The sequence below is a fragment of the Methylophaga sulfidovorans genome (assembly GCF_900114205.1).
Classification (GTDB): Bacteria; Pseudomonadota; Gammaproteobacteria; order Nitrosococcales; family Methylophagaceae; genus Methylophaga; species Methylophaga sulfidovorans.
Window position 1 is genome coordinate 1 of record NZ_FOSH01000026.1, and the last position, 15163, is coordinate 15163.

Below are 15163 nucleotides of genomic sequence, written 5' to 3' on the forward strand. Positions count from 1 at the left end.
AAAGAGAACGTGGTATCACAATCTCAACCGCTCACGTCGAATACGAAACAGCTAACCGTCACTACGCTCACGTAGACTGCCCAGGCCATGCTGACTATGTTAAAAACATGATCACAGGTGCAGCGCAAATGGACGGCGCGATTCTGGTTGTAAACGCAGCTGACGGTCCTATGCCACAAACACGTGAACACATTCTGTTATCACGTCAGGTAGGTGTACCTTACATCATCGTTTACCTGAACAAAGCCGATATGGTTGATGACGAAGAACTGATTGAATTAGTCGAAATGGAAGTACGTGAGTTGTTAGACAGCTATGACTTCCCAGGTGATGACACCCCAATCATTGTTGGCTCAGCACTGAAAGCCTTAGAAGGCGACACAAGTGAAATTGGTGCACCATCAATCATCCGTTTAGCAGAAGCGATGGACACCTACTTCCCACAACCAGAACGTGCAATTGACGGTGCTTTCCTGATGCCGATTGAAGACGTATTCTCAATCTCAGGTCGTGGTACGGTAGTGACCGGTCGTGTTGAGCGCGGTATTGTTAAAGTGGGTGACGAATTAGAAATCGTTGGTATCAAAGACACCCAAAAAACCACCTGTACAGGTGTTGAAATGTTCCGCAAGCTGTTAGACCAAGGTCAAGCAGGGGACAACGTAGGTGTTCTGTTACGTGGTACAAAACGTGAAGACGTAGACCGTGGTCAAGTACTGGCACACCCAGGGACAATCAAACCACACACACGTTTTGAAGCAGAAGTATATGTCCTGTCAAAAGATGAAGGTGGTCGTCATACACCATTCTTTAATGGTTACCGTCCACAGTTCTACTTCCGTACAACAGACGTGACAGGCGCATGTGAATTACCATCAGGTGTAGAAATGGTTATGCCTGGTGATAACGTTAAGATGGACGTAACTTTGATTGCACCGATTGCGATGGAAGAAGGGTTACGTTTTGCTATTCGTGAAGGCGGCCGCACTGTTGGTGCCGGTGTCGTTAGTAAAATCGTTGAGTAATAGAAATGGCAGCAACCCAAACTATTAGAATTAGGCTGAAATCATTTGATCATCGTTTGATTGATCAATCAGCAAAAGAAATTGTTGAAACTGCAAAACGCACTGGTGCACGTATTAACGGACCAATTCCGTTACCGACCAAAAAAGAGCGTTTCACAGTATTGATTTCACCACACGTGAACAAAGATGCTCGTGAACAGTACGAAATTCGTACTCACAAACGTCTTATGGATATTGTTGAGCCTACTGATAAAACAGTAGACGCTTTAATGAAACTGGATCTCGCCGCTGGCGTTGATGTCCAGATTAAGTTGAATTAAGAGGGGCTGGGTCAATGACTATCGGACTCATCGGCCGTAAGCGTGGTATGACACGTATCTTCTCTGAAGATGGTGTTTCTACGCCAGTAACGGTAATTGAAGTAGAACCAAATCGTGTAAGTCAGCTTAAGACTATCGATACGGATGGTTATAACGCTATTCAACTTACAGTTGGCGAGCGTAAAGCATCACGTGTTACTAAGCCTCAGGCTGGCCATTTCGCAAAAGCACAAGCTGCTGCTGGTCGCAAAGTTATGGAGTTCAGAGTTGAAGAGCTGAATGACTTAGCACTGGGTGCGGAATTGAAAGTTGATATTTTTGAAGACGGACAGAAGATTGACGTTTCTGGTGTCACTAAAGGTAAAGGTTTCGCTGGTGTTGTAAAACGCTATGGATTCCGTGGTGGTGATGCTACTCATGGTAACTCTCTGTCACACAGAGCGCCTGGTTCAATTGGCCAATGTCAAACGCCTGGTCGTGTTTTCAAAGGCAAGAGAATGGCCGGACATATGGGTGACAAAAAACGTACCCTTCAAAACCTGTCAATCGTTAAGGTGGATTCAGAGCGTAATTTACTGTTAGTTAAAGGCTCTGTGCCTGGCGCTACAGGAAGCGATGTGATTATCCGCCCGGCTGTAAAAGCCTAGTAAGATTCTTAGGGGAATAAACGTGGATCTTCAATTACAATCATTTGACGGCAAAAAAGCAGGAAACATTACTGTTTCCGATGTTTTATTTGACCGTGAGTATAATGAGTCATTAGTTCACCAAGTTGTTACTGCATACTTGGCTGGTGCTCGCAGTGGTACACATGCACAGAAATCACGCTCTGATGTGAGTGGTGGTGGCCGTAAACCTTTTGCACAAAAAGGTAGTGGTAGAGCTCGTGCTGGTACAATTCGTAGCCCATTATGGCGTTCAGGTGGTAAAACTTTTGCTGCAACAACTCGTGATTACAGCCAAAAAGTTAACCGTAAAATGTACCGTTCAGCGCTAGCTGTAATTCTGTCTGAATTACGTCGTAATGATGCATTAATTATTGTCGACAAAATCGAAGTTGACTCACCAAAAACAAAAGATTTGCTAAGCAAAACTGAAAGTTTAGGTGTTTCTAATGCACTTATCGTTACTGAGAATGCAGCGGGCAATTTGGCATTAGCATCACGTAATCTATATGACATAGCAGCAACTGATGCAGCACACATTAATCCGGTTGCATTACTGCGCTTTGAAAAAGTCGTTATGAGCGAAGACTCTATTCGTAAACTAGAGGAGTCATATGCATGAACTCAGAACGCTTAACAAAAGTTATTTTGGGACCTGTGGTCGCTGAAAAAGCATCACGTGTTGCAGAAAATCATAATCAGGTCGTACTGAAAGTATTACCTAATGCCAATAAAGTCGAAATCAAACAAGCTGTTGAAACGCTGTTTGATATGAAAGTTGCATCAGTAAGCACAACTAATGTTAAAGGCAAAGTCAAACGTACAGGCCGTGTAATGGGCAAACGAAGTGACTGGAAGAAAGCCTATGTGACATTAGCTGATGGCGCTGATCTCAACTTCCTTGGCGAATAGTAAATAGAATACGTGTGAGGAATCAGGAATGGCATTAAAAAAGGCTAAACCTACATCAGCTGGACGCAGATTTGTTGTTCAAGTCAGTACTCCTGGCTTACATAACGGCCAACCATATGCGCCGTTAGTAGAAAAGAAATCTAAGTCTGGCGGTCGTAATAACGCTGGTCGTATTACCGTACGTCACCGTGGTGGTGGTCATAAACAACGTTACCGTATGATTGACTTCAAACGTAACAAAGACGGTATACCAGCAGTAGTAGAAAGAATTGAATACGATCCAAATCGTACTGCTCATATCGCTTTACTGAACTATGTAGATGGTGAAAAACGCTACATTATCGCACCTAAAGGTGTGGTAGCTGGTGACCGTCTTGAGTCTGGTGAAGATGCAGCAATCCGTGCAGGTAATGCGTTGAAATTGTCAGCTATCCCGCTGGGTAGCACAGTACATTGCATTGAACTTAAACCTGGTAAAGGTGCACAGTTGGCTCGTAGTGCTGGTAGCAGCGCTCAGTATGTTGCTCGTGAAAATGGCTATGCGACGATTCGCTTACGTAGCGGTGAAATGCGCAAAGTACCATTAGATTGCAAAGCAACAATGGGCGAAGTTGGTAATGGTGAACATTCACTGCGTTCATTAGGTAAAGCAGGTGCGACGCGTTGGCGTGGTATTCGTCCGACAGTACGTGGTGTTGTAATGAACCCGGTTGACCATCCACATGGTGGTGGTGAAGGTCGTACTTCAGGTGGTCGTCACCCAGTAACACCTTGGGGTGTGCCAACTAAAGGCTACAAAACACGTAAGAACAAGCGTACTGACAATATGATCGTACGCCGTCGTAATCGTAAATAAGATTTAGGGAATCCTATGCCGCGTTCAATTAAAAAAGGTCCTTTTATAGACCAGCACCTTGAAAAGAAGGTCTTGGAAGCGAGAGAAACTGATAACAAACGTCCAATTAAAACTTGGTCACGTCGTTCGATGATTTCTCCAGATATGATCGGTTTAACAATTGCCGTTCACAACGGTCGTCAACACGTACCCGTGTTTGTTACAGAAGATATGGTTGGGCATAAGTTGGGTGAGTTCTCACCAACTCGCACCTTTAAAGGTCATGCCGCTGACAAGAAATCTAAACGGTAAGGTTAAGATATGGCTACAAAAGCTAAACTCAGCTACGCACGCATTTCCGCACAAAAGGTGCGCTTGGTTGCAGATCAAATCAGAGGTTTGCCTGTAGAAAGAGCAATCAATCTACTCGCGTTCAGTCCTAAAAAAGCTGCAGAGCTTATGAAAGGCGTGCTGGACTCAGCGATCGCTAACGCTGAACATAATGACGGTGCCGATATCGACGAATTAGTCGTTTCAGCAGTAATGGTTGACGAAGGTCCTACCATGAAACGTATGCAGGCTCGCGCTAAAGGCCGAGGCAACCGTATTCTTAAACGCACCAGCCACATCACTGTGGTTGTAGACGAGAAGTAAGAGAGCAGACTTATGGGACAAAAGGTTCACCCAACAGGTTTTAGACTTGGTATAATTAAAGATTGGAATTCGATCTGGTATGCCGATTCAGCAGATTTTTCAAATATGCTGAGCAATGATCTTAAAGTACGCGATTTTCTTAAAAAGAAACTATCGCATGCTTCAGTCAGTAAGATCCAGATTGATAGACCAGCCAAAACTGCCAAAATCACTATCCATACAGCACGTCCGGGTATTGTGATTGGTAAAAAAGGCGAAGATATCGATAAGTTGCGTCAAGAAGCGTCAAAACTGATGGGTGTACCTGTCAATGTGGGCGTTGAAGAAATTCGTAAGCCTGAGCTTGATGCAACATTGGTTGCTGAAAGTGTAGCTCAGCAGCTTGAGCGTCGTATTATGTTCCGTCGTGCAATGAAACGTGCAGTGACAAACACAATGCGCTTAGGTGCTGAAGGTATTCGTATTAATGTTGCAGGTCGTCTGAACGGAGCGGAAATCGCACGTACAGAATGGTACCGTGAAGGTCGTGTGCCTTTACATACATTACGTGCTGACATCGACTATGGTACTGCGGAAGCTAAAACGACTTACGGTATCATCGGTGTCAAAGTTTGGATTTTTAAAGGTGAAGTTTTTGACACAAATGCTCAAAACACACCTGCAGCTGAAAAATAAGGTTATAACCAATGTTACAGCCAAAAAGAACGAAATTTAGAAAGCAGCAAAAGCTGCGCAATAGAGGTCTAGCCCACCGTGGAGCAAAAGTTAGCTTCGGTGAGTTCGGTTTAAAGTCTCTTGAGCGTGGACGTATTACAGCGCGTCAGATTGAGGCTGCTCGTAGAGCAATGACTCGTCACATCAAACGTGGCGGTAAAATCTGGATTCGCGTATTTCCTGACAAACCAATTTCCAGCAAACCGTTGGAAGTTCGTCAAGGTAAAGGTAAGGGTAACGTAGAATACTGGGTAGCAAATGTGCAACCAGGTCGTATGCTCTATGAAATGGAAGGTGTGTCTGAAGAGATTGCACGTGAGGCATTCCGTCTGGCAGCAGCAAAACTTCCCGTTAAAACCACATTTGTAACGCGGGCGATACTGTAATGAAAGCAAGCGAAATTAGACAAAAGACAACTGAAGACCTGGTTAAAGAGCTGGGTGAGTTGCATAAAGAGCAGTTTAATCTGCGTATGCAGAATGCAACAGGGCAATTAACACGTAATAGTGAGTTACAACGTGTACGTAGAGATATTGCTCGCATTAAGACTGTATTGAACGAAAAGAGATAGGGCACGGAAATGAGTGATCAGCAAAGTACAGCACGTTCGTTAACCGGTCGTGTCATTAGTGACAAGATGGACAAAACAATTACCGTTCTGATCGAACGCAGAGTTGCCCATCCGATCTATAAAAAATATGTAAGACGTTCTACCAAGTTACATGTTCATGATGAAAATAATGAATGTAACATTGGTGATACCGTCAGTGTTGCCTCAACTCGCCCACAGTCTAAGACAAAGTGCTGGAAGTTGGTCGAAATCATCGATCGTGCGAAATAAAGCAACTATTCAGTTTGGAGTTTAGACCATGATTCAAATGCAAAGTAGTCTGGAAGTCGCTGATAACAGTGGTGCCAGACGAGTAGAATGTATCAAAGTGTTGGGCGGTTCGCATAAACGCTACGCAGGTATCGGAGATGTGATTAAAGTGACAATCAAAGAAGCTGCCCCACGCGGTAAAGTAAAGAAAGGTACTGTTCATAACGCAGTTATCGTAAGAACACGTAAAGGTGTTCGTCGTCCAGATGGATCAGTAATTCGTTTTGACGAAAATGCTGCAGTACTTCTGAACGCGGCTCAGCAGCCAATCGGTACGCGTATTTTTGGACCAGTTACACGTGAACTACGTGGTGAAAAGTTCATGAAGATTATTTCTCTGGCACCAGAAGTACTATAAAGGAGCGCTGAGATGGAAAGATTAAAACAAGGCGATCAAGTTGTTGTATTAACAGGCAAAGATCGTGGTAAACAAGGCGAAATCTTAAGTCGTATTGAGAAAGATGGAAAAGTTAAGTTTGTCGTACAAGGCATTAACTTAGTTAAAAAACATCAAAAACCCAATCCGGCTCTAGGTCGCACAGGTGGCATTTTAGAAAAAGAAATGCCGATTGATGGGTCGAATCTGGCTTTATTAAACCCTGCTACTGGCAAGGGCGATAAAGTAGGATTTAAAGTGCTGGAAGATGGAAAGAAAGTCCGCTTCTTCAAATCAAATGGCGAAGTTGTAAGCGCTTGAGCTTCGTATTAGGTAAAACACAGTGAGCAGATTAAAAGATTATTATCGTGAAACAGTAGTTAAACAGTTACAAGACGAGTTTAGCTATAAGTCAGTAATGGAAGTGCCGCGCATCACAAAAATCACTCTGAATATGGGTGTTGGTGAAGCATTAACTGATAAGAAAGTGCTTGAGAATGCAATGGCTGACATGGAAAAAATCGCCGGTCAAAAGCCAGTTGTTACAAAAGCAAAAAAATCAGTTGCAGGCTTTAAAGTTCGTGAAGGCTGGCCAATCGGATGTAAAGTAACATTACGTGCTGACCGCATGTATGACTTTCTTGATCGTCTGATTACCATTTCAATTCCTCGTATCAGAGACTTTCGTGGTTTAAATCCGAAATCTTTTGATGGTCAGGGAAACTATAGTATGGGGATTAAAGAACAAATTATCTTCCCAGAAATTGAATATGACAGAATCGATAAATTACGTGGTATGGATGTCACCATCACGACAACAGCAAAAAATGCTGAAGAATCACGTGCTTTGTTAACTGCATTCAAGTTTCCATTTAGAAAATAAACAAGGTTGGATGGTAAAAGATTATGGCTAAACGTTGCATGATTAATCGCGAAATCAAAAGAGCGAAACTGGTTGAAAAATACGCTGCAAAACGTGCGGAATTAAAGAAACAAATGTTGGATATGTCTCTCACTGCTGAACAACGTGAAGCAGCGGCGACAAAGTTCCACGCGCTTCCACGTAATTCAAGTCCTGTACGCATGAGAAATCGTTGTGAATTGACTGGTAGACCACACGGTTATTACCGTAAATTTGGTTTGTCCAGAAATAAGCTGCGCGAGCATGCAATGAAGGGCGATATCCCTGGTTTGGTAATGGCTAGTTGGTAATTACCAACCTGATTAGTGGAGCTATATAAATGAGTATGACAGATCCTATTGCTGATATGCTGACTCGCATTCGTAATGCACAGCAGGCAAATAAAGTTGATGTGAAAATGCCTTCATCGAAGGTAAAGATTAGCATTGCAAAAGTACTAGAAGATGAAGGTTACATCTCATCATATAATGTAAGTGATGTAGAAGGTAAATCAATCTTGACAGTCACTCTTAAATATTTTGAGGGTAAACCTGTAATCGCTGAAATTAACCGTGTAAGTCGTCCTGGTTTGCGTGTATACAAATCAGCTGATGAATTGCCACGTGTCGTAGGTGGTTTAGGTGTTGCTATCGTGTCTACATCTAAAGGTGTTATGGCTGACCGTAAAGCTCGCGCCTTAGGTCAAGGCGGCGAAGTTTTGTGCGCTGTTAGCTAAGCCTTTATTTATTGGAGATTGTAAAATGTCACGTATTGCAAATGCACCAGTACAAATTCCGGCAGGCGTAGAAATTTCACTGAGTGATACAGAAGTTACTGTTAAAGGTTCTAAAGGAACATTGACACGTAACATTCACCCTGATGTTAACGTTAGCCAAGAAGATTCAGCTTTAAAATTTGCAGCAAATGTTAAGTCACAAGCTGCAGTTGCTTTAGCTGGTACAACCCGCGCTTTACTTAATAACATGGTTATTGGTGTTACAGAAGGCTTTGTTAAAAAGCTGACTCTGGTAGGTGTTGGTTACCGTGCTAAAGCCCAAGGAAACAAATTAGATCTAACCCTAGGCTTTTCTCACCCTGTTCAATATGAAGTACCAGAAGGTATTACTGTTGAAACACCAAGCCAGACAGAAATCGTTGTCTCGGGTGCTGATAAGCAAACTGTTGGTCAGGTTGCAGCAGAAATTCGCGCATATCGTTCACCTGAACCTTATAAAGGTAAAGGCGTACGTTATTCTGACGAACATGTTGCTCGTAAAGAAGCTAAGAAAAAGTAAATAGGCTGAAAAATGGATAAGAAAATTTCACGTTTACGTAGAGCGGCTAGAGCGCGTGCAAAGCTGAGAGAGTTAGAAGTTTATAGACTAACTGTCCACAGAACGCCTCGTCATATCTACGCACAAGTTCTGACTCATGACAGTTCTAAAGTTATCGCTACTGCATCAACTTTAGATGCTGAAGTGAAAAAAGACCTTAAAGCTACAGGCAATATTGATGCGGCAACAGCTGTAGGTAAAGCTATTGCAGAGCGTGCTGCTAAACAAGGTGTTACTGAAGTCGCTTTCGATCGTTCAGGTTTTAGATACCATGGTCGTGTAAAAGCATTAGCTGATGCTGCCCGTGAAAACGGCCTTCAGTTCTAATTTAAAAGGTAATTAACATGGCTCAGAATGATCAAAGACAAGCCAATAACTCTGATGGCTTAATTGAAAAATTAGTAGGTATTCGTCGCGTTGCTAAAGTTGTGAAAGGCGGTCGCGTATTTGGTTTCTCTGCTTTGACTGTTGTCGGTGACGGAAACGGTCGTGTAGGTTTCGGCCAAGGCAAAGCACGTGAAGTACCTGTCGCAATTCAAAAAGCGATGGATGAAGCTCGCAAAAATATGAAAACAGTTGCTTTGAAAGGCGATACACTGCAGCACGCAGTTAAATCTAGCCACGGTGCAGCCAAAGTATTTATGCAACCTGCATCAGAAGGTACAGGTGTTATTGCCGGTGGTGCAATGCGTGCAGTATTCGATGCCGTAGGTGTACATAACGTATTGGCTAAGTCAAATGGATCAACTAACCCACTTAATGTTGTTCGTGCAACAATTAAAGGGTTAACTGATATGAATAATCCTGAAGCAATTGCTGCCAAACGTGGTAAGTCAGTTGAAGAGATTACGGAATAATAAAGATGTCATCACAAGCTAAATTGAAAGTCACCTTGGTGAAAAGTACCATTGGTCGTCTAGCAAAACATAAAGCATGTGTATCTGGTTTAGGTCTTAGAAAAACTGGAAGCAGTGCCATCGTGCTGGATACACCTGAAAATCGAGGCATGATCAATCATGTATCGTATTTATTAAAGGTTGAGGAAGTTTAAGATGAACCTAAATACACTTGCTCCTGCTGAAGGTGAGAAAAAATCAGCAAAACGTGTTGGACGTGGTATCGGATCTGGTTTAGGTAAAACCTGTGGTCGTGGTCACAAAGGTCAGAAATCTCGTTCTGGTGGATTTCATAAAAGAGGTTTTGAAGGCGGTCAGATGCCTTTACAACGTCGTTTGCCAAAAGTTGGTTTCAGTTCACGTGTTGGACGTACAACTGCACAGATTCGTTTAGACGATCTGAAAAAAGTGACTGCAGATACAATTGATTTATTAGCATTGAAATCAGCTGGACTGGTTCCAGAAAACACATTGCGTGTAAAAGTCATTAACTCAGGTGAAGTTAAATCTGCTGTTAATTTGAAAGGCATTGTTGCAACCGCAGGCGCAAAAAGTGCCATTGAGGCTGCAGGCGGAAAAGTCGAAGAGTGATATAAGTGGAAAAAAACAGACAACAAGCTGCTGCAGCAATGCTCGGAAGCGGTAAGTTTGGCGAGTTAAAAAGTCGCCTGCTATTCGTTCTAGGTGCATTAATCGTTTATCGTATGGGAACATTCATGCCTGTTCCAGGCATTGACCCGGCGGCATTAGCGGTTATGTTTGAACAGCAAAAAGGAACCATTTTAGACATGTTTAACATGTTTTCTGGTGGGGCCTTGCAGCGCTTGTCTGTTTTTGCTCTTGGCATTATGCCGTACATCTCTGCATCTATTATTATGCAGCTATTAACAGTTGTTCATCCAAAACTTGAACAACTGAAGAAAGAAGGTGCGGCAGGAAAGCGTAAGATTACTCAATATACACGCTATGGCACACTTGTTTTAGCTACATTCCAGGCTCTTGGTATCGCAATAGCTCTGGAATCGCAAAGTGCTTCGGGTGTTAATGTCGTCATTGACCCAGGATTTATGTTCCGTATAACTGCCGTGATTACACTGGTCACTGGGACAATGTTCCTTATGTGGCTTGGCGAACAGATTACTGAGCGTGGCATTGGTAACGGCATTTCACTGATTATCTTTGCAGGGATTGTCGCTGGGTTACCTGCGGCAGTTGGTGGCACGCTAGAGTTAGCAAGAACAGGACAGCTTCATGCTTTCTTAGTCATTGCTCTTATCTTCTTGGCTTTAGCAGTAACAGCATTTGTTGTTTTTGTCGAAAGAGCACAACGTCGCATACCAGTACATTATGCAAAACGTCAGCAAGGTAGAAAAATGATTGCTGGTCAGGTGACTCATCTTCCATTGAAATTGAACATGGCAGGTGTAATACCACCAATTTTTGCTTCAAGTATCATACTGTTTCCTGCTACAATAGCCGGCTGGTTTGGCTCGACTGATGGTATGGGCTGGTTGAAGGATATATCAACACTGATGTCTCCTGGTCAACCAATGTATGTTATGGCTTATGCTGTAGCGATTGTTTTCTTCTGTTTCTTCTACACTGCCTTAGTGTTTAATCCAAAAGAAACTGCAGAGAACTTACAAAAGTCTGGCGCTTTTATTCCTGGTATTCGTCCAGGCGAGCAGACTGCAAGATATATCGACACGGTTATGGGAAGATTAACCCTTGCTGGCGCTATATATATTACTGCAGTGTGTTTGCTGCCAGAGTTTCTGATTTTATATTGGAGTGTTCCATTCTATTTTGGTGGTACATCTCTGCTGATTATCGTTGTCGTGGTAATGGATTTTGTTTCACAAGTCCAATCTCACATGATGTCTCAGCAGTATGAAAGTTTGATGAAAAAGTCAAATAAAAATAATGGTGGGATGTCTGGCTTTTTAGGCTAGAACCACGAACAAGGTTTGCTGGAGAAAAAACATGAAAGTTCAGGCGTCAGTTAAAAAGATTTGTCGCAATTGTAAAATTGTAAAAAGAAATGGTGTTTTACGAGTGATTTGTTCAGAAGCTCGTCATAAACAGCGCCAAGGTTAATTGGCGAATATCTTTAGTTAGTTGTTGAACAAAACAATTGTATGTTACAATTCAATGTTCACTCCTGAGGAATTTAGGGTAAATCAATGGCTCGTATAGCTGGTATTAATGTTCCTGTGCAGAAGCACACTGTAATTGCTTTAACATCAATTTACGGTATCGGACGCACACGTGCTCAATCAATCTGTGAAGCTGCTGGAATTGCTCCAGACACGAAAGTAAGAGATTTGTCTGAGCAGGAAGTTGAAGTGCTTCGTACCGAAGTTGCAAAATTCACTGTAGAAGGTGATTTACGTCGTGAAGTATCTATGGATATCAAACGGTTGAAAGACCTTGGCTGTTTCCGTGGTGTTCGTCACCGTAGAGGTCTTCCGGTTCGCGGCCAAAGAACTAAAACAAATGCAAGGACTCGTAAAGGTCCTCGCCGTATGGTTAAGTAAGGATAAACGATGGCAAATTCATCAGCACGACAACGTAAACGTGTTAAAAAGAATGTTGTTGATGGCGTAGCACATGTGCACGCTTCATTTAATAACACAATCGTTACTATAACGGATCGTCAAGGTAATGCCTTGTCATGGGCAACATCTGGTGGTTGTGGTTTCCGCGGTTCACGTAAGAGTACTCCATTCGCAGCTCAGGTTGCTGCTGAAAAAGCTGGAGAAGTCGCTAAAGAATTTGGTATGAAGAACCTTGATGTAGAAATCAAAGGTCCTGGTCCAGGTCGTGAGTCAGCTGTAAGAGCTCTGAATAATTTAGGTTTTAAAATTACTAATATTTCAGACGTTACACCTATTCCTCACAACGGTTGCCGTCCACCTAAGCGTCGTCGCGTTTAATAGATTTCGGAGTAATACATAATGGGAAAATATCGTGGCCCAACTTGTAAATTAAGCCGTAGAGAAGGTACGGATCTGTTCTTAAAGAGCAGAGGCAACCCAATCGAAAGTAAATGCAAGATTGAAACAAAACCAGGTCAACATGGCGCTCGTAGAGGTCGTGATTCTGACTATGCAATGCAGCTTCGTGCTAAACAACGTATTCGTCGTATTTATGGTGTTTTAGAAAAACAATTCCGTAACTACTACAAATCAGCAGACCAAAAGAAAGGTGCTACAGGTGTTAATCTGTTAAGCATGTTAGAACAACGTTTAGATAATGTTGTTTACAGAATGGGCTTTGCTGGTACTCGTGCAGAAGCAAGACAACTTGTTTCTCATAAAGCTATTTTGGTTAACGGTAAAGCGACCAATATCCCTTCATATCAAGTCAAAGAAGGCGATGTCGTAGAAATCCGTGAAAAAGCTAAAAAGCAAGAGCGTATTGCTAACGCAATGTCTGTTGCTGAACAATTAGGTTTTCCTGAGTGGGTTGAAGTCAATACAAAAGCATTTTCTGGTATGTTTAAACGTTTACCAGAACGTGATGAGCTTCCAGCTGAACTGTCAGAAAACTTGGTAGTAGAGCTTTACTCGAAATAATCATAACTAAACTTCAATAGAAGTTTACTAGAGGAATTTGCATGACGACTTACACGAGTCAATTTCTAAAACCAAGGATCGTTGATATCCAAAAGTTTAGTGATACGCGTACACGTCTTGTACTTGAGCCGTTAGAGCGTGGCTTTGGTCATACTTTAGGTAATGCACTGCGCAGAATTTTATTGTCTTCAATGGAAGGTGCCGCAGTTGTTGAAGCCCAGATTGATGGCGTAGTACATGAGTACTCGGCTATTGATGGTGTTCAAGAAGATGTTTTAGATATTCTTCTTAACATGAAAGGTATTGCGGTCAAACTTCATGAAGGTAATGAAGTCGTTTTGACTCTTAATAAAGAGGGTGTTGGCCCGGTTACGGCAGCTGATATTCAGTTACCGCATAACGTTGAGATTGTAAATCCAGAACATGTGATTGCAAATCTGACTGGTGGCAGCCTTTCTATTACCTTCAAAGTAACAAAAGGTCGTGGATACTCTGCAGCAAATACTCGTAATGTTGGTGAAGATGAAGATCGTGCTATCGGCCAACTTTATCTAGATGCATCATTTAGTCCTGTACGTTTAGTCACTTATAGCGTAGAAAGTGCCCGTGTTGAGAATCGCACGGACTTAGATAAGCTAATTATAGATGTTGAAACTGATGGAACGCTTGAAGCTGAAGACAGTATTAAATATGCTGCAACTATTTTAAGTGATCAGTTAACTTCATTCGTTGACTTTACTGTTATCGAAGAAAGTGTATCAGAACCAAAACAACCTGCAGTTGATCCAGCATTACTTCAAGCGATTGATGATCTTGATTTAACTGTCAGATCTGCTAACTGTTTAAAAGCAGAAAATATTTATTATGTAGGTGACTTAATTCAGCGTACAGAAATGGAATTGCTGAAAACGCCGAACTTAGGTAAAAAGTCATTAACGGAAATTAAAGAAGTATTGGCTTCAAAAGGTTTGTCATTAGGCATGCACTTAGATAATTGGCCACCTGCTTCTTTAGAGCAAAAATAATACTGAAGTAATTCAGCATAAAAGAATAGGGTAACAACAATGCGTCATCGTAATTCTGGTCGTAAATTAAATCGTAACAGCAGCCACAGAAAGGCTATGTTCAAAAACATGGCTACATCTTTGTTTGAACACGAAATCATTCGTACCACTTTGCCTAAGGCAAAAGAGTTACGTGGTGTCGTTGAGCCTCTGATTACTTTAGGCAAAAAAGATTCTGTAGCGAATCGTCGTCTGGCTTTTGCAAGGTTAGGTGACAGAGAGGCTGTAACAAAGCTTTTCAACGTTATTGGTCCACGTTCTGCTACACGTCCTGGTGGTTATGTCAGAATTCTGAAAACAGGGTTCCGTCAAGGTGATAAAGCCCCAATGGCGATTGTCGAATTAGTAGACAGAGATGTACAAGATTCAGAAGCTGCTGAATAAGCAATATCTGGGTTATAAAACAAATAAAAAAGCCGGCTATAAGCCGGCTTTTTTATTTGTATAAGCATTAATTTAAAAAAGTGCTTGCATAGGTTAAATCATTCGCGTAATATGCGCCCCTCTTGCTGATGAGGGGGCCTGGAAAGGCTGATTGAGTTGGCATTCGATTTAAGGTTTACGCAGTAACAAAAACGTAAAAATTAAGTTGACAGTCTGGCAGAGAGCTGTATAATTCTCGCTTCTTTGTTGCAGTGAATATCAGCAACAAAACGCTCTTTAACAAACTGGTATCAAGTAATTTGTGTGGGTACTTACGTTAGGTCACTAGAAGATCTGACGCTTAGTATTTACATGCTAACGTCAAAATGAGTTTTGTAGTTTTTTTAAAAGCTACGCCAAAAATTAAACTGAAGAGTTTGATCATGGCTCAGATTGAACGCTGGCGGCATGCCTAACACATGCAAGTCGAACGATGAAGTCTAGCTTGCTAGACGGATTAGTGGCGGACGGGTGAGTAATGTATAGGGATCTGCCTAGTAGTGGGGGACAACAGCCGGAAACGGCTGCTAATACCGCATACGCTCTACGGAGGAAAGCGGGGGCTCTTCGGACCTCGTGCTATTAG

Annotated in this window: 29 protein-coding genes and 1 rRNA gene; all 30 read left to right on the forward strand. The window is 42.3% G+C overall.

Annotation, left to right across the window (positions count from 1 at the left end; all coding sequences use genetic code 11):
- A partial coding sequence (gene tuf, locus BM232_RS14440; protein WP_143092305.1) for an elongation factor Tu occupies positions 1-1025 on the forward strand: 1025 nt, incomplete at its 5' end.
- Positions 1026-1030: 5 nt separating this feature from the next.
- Positions 1031-1345: a 30S ribosomal protein S10 gene (gene rpsJ / locus BM232_RS14445; protein ID WP_007144672.1), complete on the forward strand. Its 315-nt coding sequence runs from the start codon at positions 1031-1033 to the stop codon at positions 1343-1345.
- Positions 1346-1359: 14 nt separating this feature from the next.
- The gene (gene rplC, locus BM232_RS14450) at positions 1360-1992 is read left to right on the forward strand and encodes a 50S ribosomal protein L3 (RefSeq protein WP_091716125.1); all 633 of its coding nucleotides are present in this window, start codon (positions 1360-1362) and stop codon (positions 1990-1992) included.
- A gap of 22 nt (positions 1993-2014) precedes the next feature.
- On the forward strand, positions 2015-2632 hold the full coding sequence (rplD, locus tag BM232_RS14455; RefSeq protein WP_091716128.1) for a 50S ribosomal protein L4: 618 nt from the start codon (positions 2015-2017) through the stop codon (positions 2630-2632).
- A complete protein-coding gene (gene rplW / locus BM232_RS14460; protein WP_091716131.1) occupies positions 2629-2922 on the forward strand; it encodes a 50S ribosomal protein L23 in 294 nt (97 codons plus the stop codon). The genes rplD and rplW overlap by 4 nt, the downstream gene beginning before the upstream one ends.
- A gap of 28 nt (positions 2923-2950) precedes the next feature.
- On the forward strand, positions 2951-3778 hold the full coding sequence (rplB, locus tag BM232_RS14465; RefSeq protein WP_091716133.1) for a 50S ribosomal protein L2: 828 nt from the start codon (positions 2951-2953) through the stop codon (positions 3776-3778).
- Between the two features lie 15 nt (positions 3779-3793).
- Positions 3794-4069: a 30S ribosomal protein S19 gene (gene rpsS, locus BM232_RS14470; RefSeq protein ID WP_036311918.1), complete on the forward strand. Its 276-nt coding sequence runs from the start codon at positions 3794-3796 to the stop codon at positions 4067-4069.
- A gap of 9 nt (positions 4070-4078) precedes the next feature.
- Entirely contained in the window at positions 4079-4411 is a 333-nt protein-coding gene (gene rplV / locus BM232_RS14475; protein WP_007144678.1) for a 50S ribosomal protein L22, read from the forward strand.
- 12 nt (positions 4412-4423) lie between these two features.
- Entirely contained in the window at positions 4424-5086 is a 663-nt protein-coding gene (gene rpsC / locus BM232_RS14480; protein WP_091716136.1) for a 30S ribosomal protein S3, read from the forward strand.
- An 11-nt stretch (positions 5087-5097) separates the two neighbouring features.
- On the forward strand, positions 5098-5511 hold the full coding sequence (gene rplP / locus BM232_RS14485) for a 50S ribosomal protein L16 (RefSeq protein WP_007144680.1): 414 nt from the start codon (positions 5098-5100) through the stop codon (positions 5509-5511).
- Positions 5511-5696, forward strand: coding sequence for a 50S ribosomal protein L29 (gene rpmC, locus BM232_RS14490; RefSeq protein WP_007144681.1), 186 nt, complete (start codon positions 5511-5513; stop codon positions 5694-5696). The genes rplP and rpmC overlap by 1 nt, the downstream gene beginning before the upstream one ends.
- Positions 5697-5705: 9 nt before the next feature.
- Positions 5706-5966: a 30S ribosomal protein S17 gene (gene rpsQ, locus BM232_RS14495; protein WP_007144682.1), complete on the forward strand. Its 261-nt coding sequence runs from the start codon at positions 5706-5708 to the stop codon at positions 5964-5966.
- A gap of 28 nt (positions 5967-5994) precedes the next feature.
- Entirely contained in the window at positions 5995-6363 is a 369-nt protein-coding gene (gene rplN / locus BM232_RS14500; RefSeq protein ID WP_007144683.1) for a 50S ribosomal protein L14, read from the forward strand.
- A 12-nt stretch (positions 6364-6375) separates the two neighbouring features.
- The gene (rplX, locus tag BM232_RS14505; RefSeq protein ID WP_091716138.1) at positions 6376-6702 is read left to right on the forward strand and encodes a 50S ribosomal protein L24; all 327 of its coding nucleotides are present in this window, start codon (positions 6376-6378) and stop codon (positions 6700-6702) included.
- A gap of 22 nt (positions 6703-6724) precedes the next feature.
- Positions 6725-7264 (forward strand): 50S ribosomal protein L5, encoded by a 540-nt coding sequence (gene rplE, locus BM232_RS14510; protein WP_007144685.1) that lies wholly within the window; start codon positions 6725-6727, stop codon positions 7262-7264.
- Positions 7265-7287: 23 nt separating this feature from the next.
- Positions 7288-7593 carry a 30S ribosomal protein S14 gene (gene rpsN, locus BM232_RS14515; protein WP_091716140.1) on the forward strand — a complete coding sequence of 102 codons (306 nt, stop codon included), beginning with the start codon at positions 7288-7290 and terminating at the stop codon, positions 7591-7593.
- Between the two features lie 29 nt (positions 7594-7622).
- Positions 7623-8018, forward strand: a complete 396-nt coding sequence (gene rpsH / locus BM232_RS14520) for a 30S ribosomal protein S8 (protein WP_091716143.1) — start codon at positions 7623-7625, stop codon at positions 8016-8018.
- Between the two features lie 25 nt (positions 8019-8043).
- A complete protein-coding gene (gene rplF, locus BM232_RS14525; RefSeq protein WP_091716146.1) occupies positions 8044-8577 on the forward strand; it encodes a 50S ribosomal protein L6 in 534 nt (177 codons plus the stop codon).
- A 12-nt stretch (positions 8578-8589) separates the two neighbouring features.
- Positions 8590-8943, forward strand: a complete 354-nt coding sequence (rplR, locus tag BM232_RS14530) for a 50S ribosomal protein L18 (protein ID WP_007144689.1) — start codon at positions 8590-8592, stop codon at positions 8941-8943.
- 17 nt (positions 8944-8960) lie between these two features.
- Positions 8961-9473 (forward strand): 30S ribosomal protein S5, encoded by a 513-nt coding sequence (gene rpsE / locus BM232_RS14535; protein WP_091716148.1) that lies wholly within the window; start codon positions 8961-8963, stop codon positions 9471-9473.
- A 5-nt stretch (positions 9474-9478) separates the two neighbouring features.
- Entirely contained in the window at positions 9479-9667 is a 189-nt protein-coding gene (gene rpmD, locus BM232_RS14540) for a 50S ribosomal protein L30 (protein WP_007144691.1), read from the forward strand.
- Position 9668: 1 nt separating this feature from the next.
- Positions 9669-10103: a 50S ribosomal protein L15 gene (gene rplO, locus BM232_RS14545; protein WP_091716151.1), complete on the forward strand. Its 435-nt coding sequence runs from the start codon at positions 9669-9671 to the stop codon at positions 10101-10103.
- 5 nt (positions 10104-10108) lie between these two features.
- A complete protein-coding gene (secY, locus tag BM232_RS14550) occupies positions 10109-11464 on the forward strand; it encodes a preprotein translocase subunit SecY (protein WP_218153352.1) in 1356 nt (451 codons plus the stop codon).
- A 31-nt stretch (positions 11465-11495) separates the two neighbouring features.
- Positions 11496-11609 (forward strand): 50S ribosomal protein L36, encoded by a 114-nt coding sequence (rpmJ, locus tag BM232_RS14555; protein ID WP_083821451.1) that lies wholly within the window; start codon positions 11496-11498, stop codon positions 11607-11609.
- Positions 11610-11695: 86 nt separating this feature from the next.
- Positions 11696-12049: a 30S ribosomal protein S13 gene (rpsM, locus tag BM232_RS14560; RefSeq protein WP_007144694.1), complete on the forward strand. Its 354-nt coding sequence runs from the start codon at positions 11696-11698 to the stop codon at positions 12047-12049.
- A gap of 9 nt (positions 12050-12058) precedes the next feature.
- Positions 12059-12448 (forward strand): 30S ribosomal protein S11, encoded by a 390-nt coding sequence (gene rpsK / locus BM232_RS14565; RefSeq protein ID WP_007144695.1) that lies wholly within the window; start codon positions 12059-12061, stop codon positions 12446-12448.
- 21 nt (positions 12449-12469) lie between these two features.
- A complete protein-coding gene (rpsD, locus tag BM232_RS14570) occupies positions 12470-13090 on the forward strand; it encodes a 30S ribosomal protein S4 (RefSeq protein WP_091716153.1) in 621 nt (206 codons plus the stop codon).
- Positions 13091-13131: 41 nt separating this feature from the next.
- The gene (locus BM232_RS14575; RefSeq protein WP_091716156.1) at positions 13132-14115 is read left to right on the forward strand and encodes a DNA-directed RNA polymerase subunit alpha; all 984 of its coding nucleotides are present in this window, start codon (positions 13132-13134) and stop codon (positions 14113-14115) included.
- 39 nt (positions 14116-14154) lie between these two features.
- Positions 14155-14538, forward strand: coding sequence for a 50S ribosomal protein L17 (gene rplQ, locus BM232_RS14580; RefSeq protein WP_091716159.1), 384 nt, complete (start codon positions 14155-14157; stop codon positions 14536-14538).
- A 404-nt stretch (positions 14539-14942) separates the two neighbouring features.
- Positions 14943-15163, forward strand: a 16S ribosomal RNA gene (locus BM232_RS14585); the annotation flags it as partial.

Excerpts from the sequence above, each read along its gene's own strand:
- rpsK (WP_007144695.1), top strand. The coding sequence starts at position 12,059 with ATGGCAAATTCATCAGCACGACAACGTAAACGTGTTAAAAAGAATGTT.
- rplR (WP_007144689.1), top strand. The coding sequence starts at position 8,590 with ATGGATAAGAAAATTTCACGTTTACGTAGAGCGGCTAGAGCGCGTGCA.
- rplN (WP_007144683.1), top strand. The coding sequence starts at position 5,995 with ATGATTCAAATGCAAAGTAGTCTGGAAGTCGCTGATAACAGTGGTGCC.
- rplP (WP_007144680.1), top strand. The coding sequence starts at position 5,098 with ATGTTACAGCCAAAAAGAACGAAATTTAGAAAGCAGCAAAAGCTGCGC.
- rplB (WP_091716133.1), top strand. The coding sequence starts at position 2,951 with ATGGCATTAAAAAAGGCTAAACCTACATCAGCTGGACGCAGATTTGTT.
- rpsS (WP_036311918.1), top strand. The coding sequence starts at position 3,794 with ATGCCGCGTTCAATTAAAAAAGGTCCTTTTATAGACCAGCACCTTGAA.
- rpsC (WP_091716136.1), top strand. The coding sequence starts at position 4,424 with ATGGGACAAAAGGTTCACCCAACAGGTTTTAGACTTGGTATAATTAAA.
- rpsH (WP_091716143.1), top strand. The coding sequence starts at position 7,623 with ATGAGTATGACAGATCCTATTGCTGATATGCTGACTCGCATTCGTAAT.
- rplW (WP_091716131.1), top strand. The coding sequence starts at position 2,629 with ATGAACTCAGAACGCTTAACAAAAGTTATTTTGGGACCTGTGGTCGCT.
- rpsQ (WP_007144682.1), top strand. The coding sequence starts at position 5,706 with ATGAGTGATCAGCAAAGTACAGCACGTTCGTTAACCGGTCGTGTCATT.
- BM232_RS14575 (WP_091716156.1), top strand. The coding sequence starts at position 13,132 with ATGACGACTTACACGAGTCAATTTCTAAAACCAAGGATCGTTGATATC.
- rpsE (WP_091716148.1), top strand. The coding sequence starts at position 8,961 with ATGGCTCAGAATGATCAAAGACAAGCCAATAACTCTGATGGCTTAATT.
- rpmJ (WP_083821451.1), top strand. The coding sequence starts at position 11,496 with ATGAAAGTTCAGGCGTCAGTTAAAAAGATTTGTCGCAATTGTAAAATT.
- rplV (WP_007144678.1), top strand. The coding sequence starts at position 4,079 with ATGGCTACAAAAGCTAAACTCAGCTACGCACGCATTTCCGCACAAAAG.
- rpmC (WP_007144681.1), top strand. The coding sequence starts at position 5,511 with ATGAAAGCAAGCGAAATTAGACAAAAGACAACTGAAGACCTGGTTAAA.
- rpsN (WP_091716140.1), top strand. The coding sequence starts at position 7,288 with ATGGCTAAACGTTGCATGATTAATCGCGAAATCAAAAGAGCGAAACTG.
- rpsJ (WP_007144672.1), top strand. The coding sequence starts at position 1,031 with ATGGCAGCAACCCAAACTATTAGAATTAGGCTGAAATCATTTGATCAT.
- rpsD (WP_091716153.1), top strand. The coding sequence starts at position 12,470 with ATGGGAAAATATCGTGGCCCAACTTGTAAATTAAGCCGTAGAGAAGGT.
- rplC (WP_091716125.1), top strand. The coding sequence starts at position 1,360 with ATGACTATCGGACTCATCGGCCGTAAGCGTGGTATGACACGTATCTTC.
- rplQ (WP_091716159.1), top strand. The coding sequence starts at position 14,155 with ATGCGTCATCGTAATTCTGGTCGTAAATTAAATCGTAACAGCAGCCAC.
- rpsM (WP_007144694.1), top strand. The coding sequence starts at position 11,696 with ATGGCTCGTATAGCTGGTATTAATGTTCCTGTGCAGAAGCACACTGTA.
- rpmD (WP_007144691.1), top strand. The coding sequence starts at position 9,479 with ATGTCATCACAAGCTAAATTGAAAGTCACCTTGGTGAAAAGTACCATT.
- rplX (WP_091716138.1), top strand. The coding sequence starts at position 6,376 with ATGGAAAGATTAAAACAAGGCGATCAAGTTGTTGTATTAACAGGCAAA.
- rplF (WP_091716146.1), top strand. The coding sequence starts at position 8,044 with ATGTCACGTATTGCAAATGCACCAGTACAAATTCCGGCAGGCGTAGAA.
- rplO (WP_091716151.1), top strand. The coding sequence starts at position 9,669 with ATGAACCTAAATACACTTGCTCCTGCTGAAGGTGAGAAAAAATCAGCA.